The 3,690-nt window shown below is 65.6% G+C and carries 5 protein-coding genes and 1 tRNA gene; 4 read left to right on the top strand and 2 right to left on the bottom strand.

The genetic code is table 11. The features are described from left to right. Positions 1 to 288: 288 nt before the first annotated feature. Positions 289 to 1,446, top strand: coding sequence for a ribonuclease D (rnd, locus tag CG50_RS15755; RefSeq protein ID WP_036640534.1), 1,158 nt, complete (start codon positions 289 to 291; stop codon positions 1,444 to 1,446). An 84-nt stretch (positions 1,447 to 1,530) separates the two neighbouring features. Here rnd and CG50_RS15750 read toward each other — a convergent pair whose 3' ends face one another. Continuing rightward, on the bottom strand, positions 1,531 to 1,977 hold the full coding sequence (locus CG50_RS15750; RefSeq protein WP_051910095.1) for a hypothetical protein: 447 nt from the start codon (positions 1,975 to 1,977) through the stop codon (positions 1,531 to 1,533). 123 nt (positions 1,978 to 2,100) lie between these two features. On the opposite strand from CG50_RS15750, the gene CG50_RS15745 reads away from it, so the two are divergent. Continuing rightward, entirely contained in the window at positions 2,101 to 2,529 is a 429-nt protein-coding gene (locus tag CG50_RS15745; RefSeq protein WP_036640536.1) for a SufE family protein, read from the top strand. A gap of 18 nt (positions 2,530 to 2,547) precedes the next feature. Here CG50_RS15745 and CG50_RS15740 read toward each other — a convergent pair whose 3' ends face one another. After that, positions 2,548 to 2,895 carry a RidA family protein gene (locus CG50_RS15740; RefSeq protein ID WP_036640533.1) on the bottom strand — a complete coding sequence of 116 codons (348 nt, stop codon included), beginning with the start codon at positions 2,893 to 2,895 and terminating at the stop codon, positions 2,548 to 2,550. A 268-nt stretch (positions 2,896 to 3,163) separates the two neighbouring features. Here CG50_RS15740 and CG50_RS15735 point away from each other — a divergent pair. Next, positions 3,164 to 3,239: transfer RNA gene (locus CG50_RS15735), tRNA-Ala, on the top strand. 168 nt (positions 3,240 to 3,407) lie between these two features. Continuing rightward, positions 3,408 to 3,690: AAA family ATPase (locus tag CG50_RS15730; protein ID WP_036640531.1), on the top strand; the 283-nt coding region annotated here is incomplete at its 3' end.

Raw genomic sequence — 3,690 nt, 5'->3', positions numbered from 1 at the left:
AGGAAGGGGGGATTTCTGCTTGTGGTGGGGCGGGCGAAGGGCTGTGTCCCGCAGAAAGAAAAGCGGGGGGCTCTGCCCCCTAGGGCCTTTGGCCCTCACCCCCGGGATATTTTCGGCAAAGCGAAAGGGAAAGCGGCGCGCCGGCTGCCGCAGGGGAGGGGACCGTGGCGAAAGGGGTTGCGCAACTGCCGCAGATGCGCGGATTCAGGGGGCGGCCGCTTTTCTTTCCTGCCCTGACTGCCTAAAGGGGACGAAACTGCGGGACAGCCCCGCGAACGGGAAAGCGACATGCAGACCATCACCACCACCGAAGCTCTTGCCGAATTCTGCGCCAAGGCCCGGACCCAGCCCTATGTCACCGTCGATACCGAATTCCTGCGCGAGCGGACCTACTGGTCGAAGCTGTGCCTGGTGCAGCTGGCGATTCCGCCGGCGCGCGACGGCGAGGCGGTGCTGGTCGATCCGCTGGCCGAGGGGCTGTCGCTCGAACCGCTGTACGAGCTGTTCCGCGATGAGGCGGTGGTGAAGGTGTTCCACGCCGCGCGGCAGGATCTGGAGATCTTCTTCGTCGATGCCGGGCTGTTCCCGAAGCCGCTGTTCGACACCCAGGTCGCGGCGATGGTCTGTGGTTTCGGCGAGCAGGTCGGCTATGAGACGCTGGTGCGCAAGATCGCGAAGCAGGCGCTCGACAAGACCTCGCGGTTCACCGACTGGTCGCGCCGGCCGCTGAGCGAGGCGCAGAAGACCTATGCCGTCGCCGATGTGACGCATCTGCGCGCGGTCTACGAATTCCTCTCGGCGCAGCTGGAGAAATCGGGGCGCACCGACTGGGTGCATGAGGAGATGGAGATCCTTCTCTCGCCCGAGACCTATACCAACCGGCCGGAGGAGGCCTGGCACCGGGTGAAGACCCGCACCACCTCGGGGCGGTTCCTGGCGGTGGTGAAGGAGCTGGCGCAGTTCCGCGAGGCCTATGCGCAGCAGAAGAACATTCCGCGCTCGCGCATTTTCAAGGACGATGCGCTGCTCGAACTCGCCTCGACCCGGCCGGCGAATGCCGACGATCTGGCGAAGTCGCGGCTGTTGCTGCGCGAGGCGCGCAAGGGGGACATCGCGGACGGAATCCTTGCCGCGGTGAAGGCCGGGCAGGAGATGAAACCCGAGGATTTCCCCCATGTCGTCGAAGATCACACGCAGCTGCAGGTGAACACCGCGCTCGCCGATCTGCTGCGGGTGCTGCTGAAGGCGAAATCCGAGGAAACCGGGGTGGCGAACAAGCTGATCGCCAGCTCGGCCGATCTCGACAGGATGGCGGCGGGCAAGCGCGACGTGCCGGCGCTGAACGGCTGGCGCAACGACGTGTTCGGCCACGATGCGATGCGGCTGGTGCGCGGCGAGGTGGCGCTGACCGCTTCGGGCGGTGCGGTGCGTGTCGTCGTGATCTGATATCGCGCAGCGGCAATGCCGCAAGGCGGTGTTCATGAGAAAGCCCCGCGGCCAGATCGGCTTGCGGGGCTTTCGCTTAAGGGCTCAGCGATGCGCGGTGCGGCTGCCGTCGGCGCCGATCACCACGACTTGTTTCGTCTGGGCGAAGCGGATCGCGTTGATGAAGGCGCCGGCCGTGACCTCGCGCGAGGGCGGATTGCCGACGCGCTGCGAGTCGGGCGATCCGACCGGCGGTTTCGCCAGCACGAAACGGTAGGTGATGACGCCATCGACCGGCTGGCCGTCGTTTTCGGGGATCAGGGCGGTTCCCCAGTAGCCCTGCGTCGGTGGCAGGCCGCGGGCGGTGACGATGGCGCCGGTGGTGGTGGGGGCGACTTCGAGGGCGGTGATATGCGCCACCGGGGTGCGCCAGTCGCTGCTGGTCTTCGGGTAGCCGCCCTTGGGCGAGAGGTCGGGCGCGGGTTTCGAGTGACCGCAGCCGGTCAGAGCGCAGGCGAGGGCGGCGATCATCACGGGACGGAAGAAAGTCATGGCGGCTCCGGAAAGGGCTATCGCAGTGCGTCTTGGGTAGCCTATCGGCCGGGGTTTGAAAAGCGGGCACTGGACCAGACGGCGGGGCGGCGCTAGGGAAAGACAACCGCGATGGAGGATCACATGGCCAGCGCCGCATTCGAGGATATTGCCGACACCTTCGATTTCCTGGATGACTGGGAAGATCGTTACCGGCATGTGATCGAGCTGGGCAAGGCGATGCCGGCGCTCGACGAGGCGTTCAAGGTGCCGGCGACCAAGGTCGAGGGCTGCGCCTCGCAGGTCTGGCTGCTGCCGCGCATCGAGGGCACGGGCCCCGGGGCACGGTTCAGCTTCGACGGCGATTCCGATGCGATGATCGTGCGCGGCCTCGTGGCGATCCTGCATGCGCTTTATTCCGGGCTGACCGTGTCCGAGGTGCTGGCGACCGACGCCCATGCCGAGCTTGCCCGGCTGGGTCTCGATGAACATTTGTCGCAGCAGCGTTCGAACGGGCTGCGCGCCATGGTCGAGCGGATCCGGGCGATCGCGGCGGAAGCGGCGGCGGAGTGATCCGCCGCCGGGCTGCGCTCAGAGCGCGGCGGTGACGATGATCTCGACCTTGTAGCCGGGGCCGGCAAGCTTCGCCTCGCCGGTAGCGCGGGCGGGGGTGTGGCCGGGCGCGACCCAGGCGTCCCAGACGGCGTTCATCTCGGCGAAATCGGCCATGTCGGCGAGCCAGATCTGCGTCGAGAGAAGTTTCGTCTTGTCGGTGCCGGCGGCGGCGAGCAGACGGTCGACTTCGGCGAGGGCGGCCTTGGTCTGCTCGGTGGCGCTGGCGCCCTCGGCGCCGATCTGTCCGGCCAGCCAGACGATGCCATTGCAGATGACGGCTTCGCTCATGCGCGCGTTGGTTTCGATGCGTTTGATGTCGGCCATGGGGCCCTCCTTGTCGTGACCGTTGGTTCGGTGCTTCGCACGTAGCGGGAAACGCCGGATGTCGGAAGAGGCAAGGGGTGCCTGAGCTGTGATATTTCATGCCCGATCAATGCGTTGCGGCGTGCTGACGGGCATGTTGGAAGTTTTTTGAAGAATTTTGCGGCGCTGAGGGAAAATCCGCTTGCGCCTGCCAGACCTGGGTCTTATACGACGCCTACGCAAAACGAAGCGCCGCTGAAAACGTCGCGACGGGTTGCAGACCTCAGGTGGGGCCATAGCTCAGTTGGGAGAGCGCTTGAATGGCATTCAAGAGGTCAGGGGTTCGACTCCCCTTGGCTCCACCAAATAAACCTGAAAAGTGGCAGATAGTTCTGCTTTTTATGTCAGAAGATTTGCCTCTGCCGAGCAGACCGGCGCTGTTTTCCATGCGAAAATTCATGCAGCTTTGATCCGCGCCCGTGGCGTGTTGATCGCTTCGCAGCGCTTTCCCCTGTCAAACCCGAGGACGGCCCATGAGCGACCATTTCTTCGTCGTGACGGGCGGCCCCGGTGCGGGCAAGACCAGCCTGATCACCGAGCTCGCCCGCCGCGGTTTCCAAACAATCCCCGAATCCGGCCGCGCGATCATTCGCGAGGAAATGCAGAGCGGCGGAGACGCCCTCCCCTGGGCGGATCGCATGGCCTATGCCGAACGGATGATGGAGCGCGACCTGCACGCCCACAGGGCCGCACAGGCGCTCCCAAGCCCCGTGATCTTCGACCGCGGCATTCCCGACATCATGGGCTACCTGAGCC

Origin of the sequence: Paenirhodobacter enshiensis (genome assembly GCF_000740785.1) — a bacterium.
Taxonomy (GTDB): Bacteria; Pseudomonadota; Alphaproteobacteria; order Rhodobacterales; family Rhodobacteraceae; genus Rhodobacter; species Rhodobacter enshiensis.
Note: the sequence above shows the minus strand (reverse complement) of the source record. Positions and strands in the feature narration are given on the sequence as shown.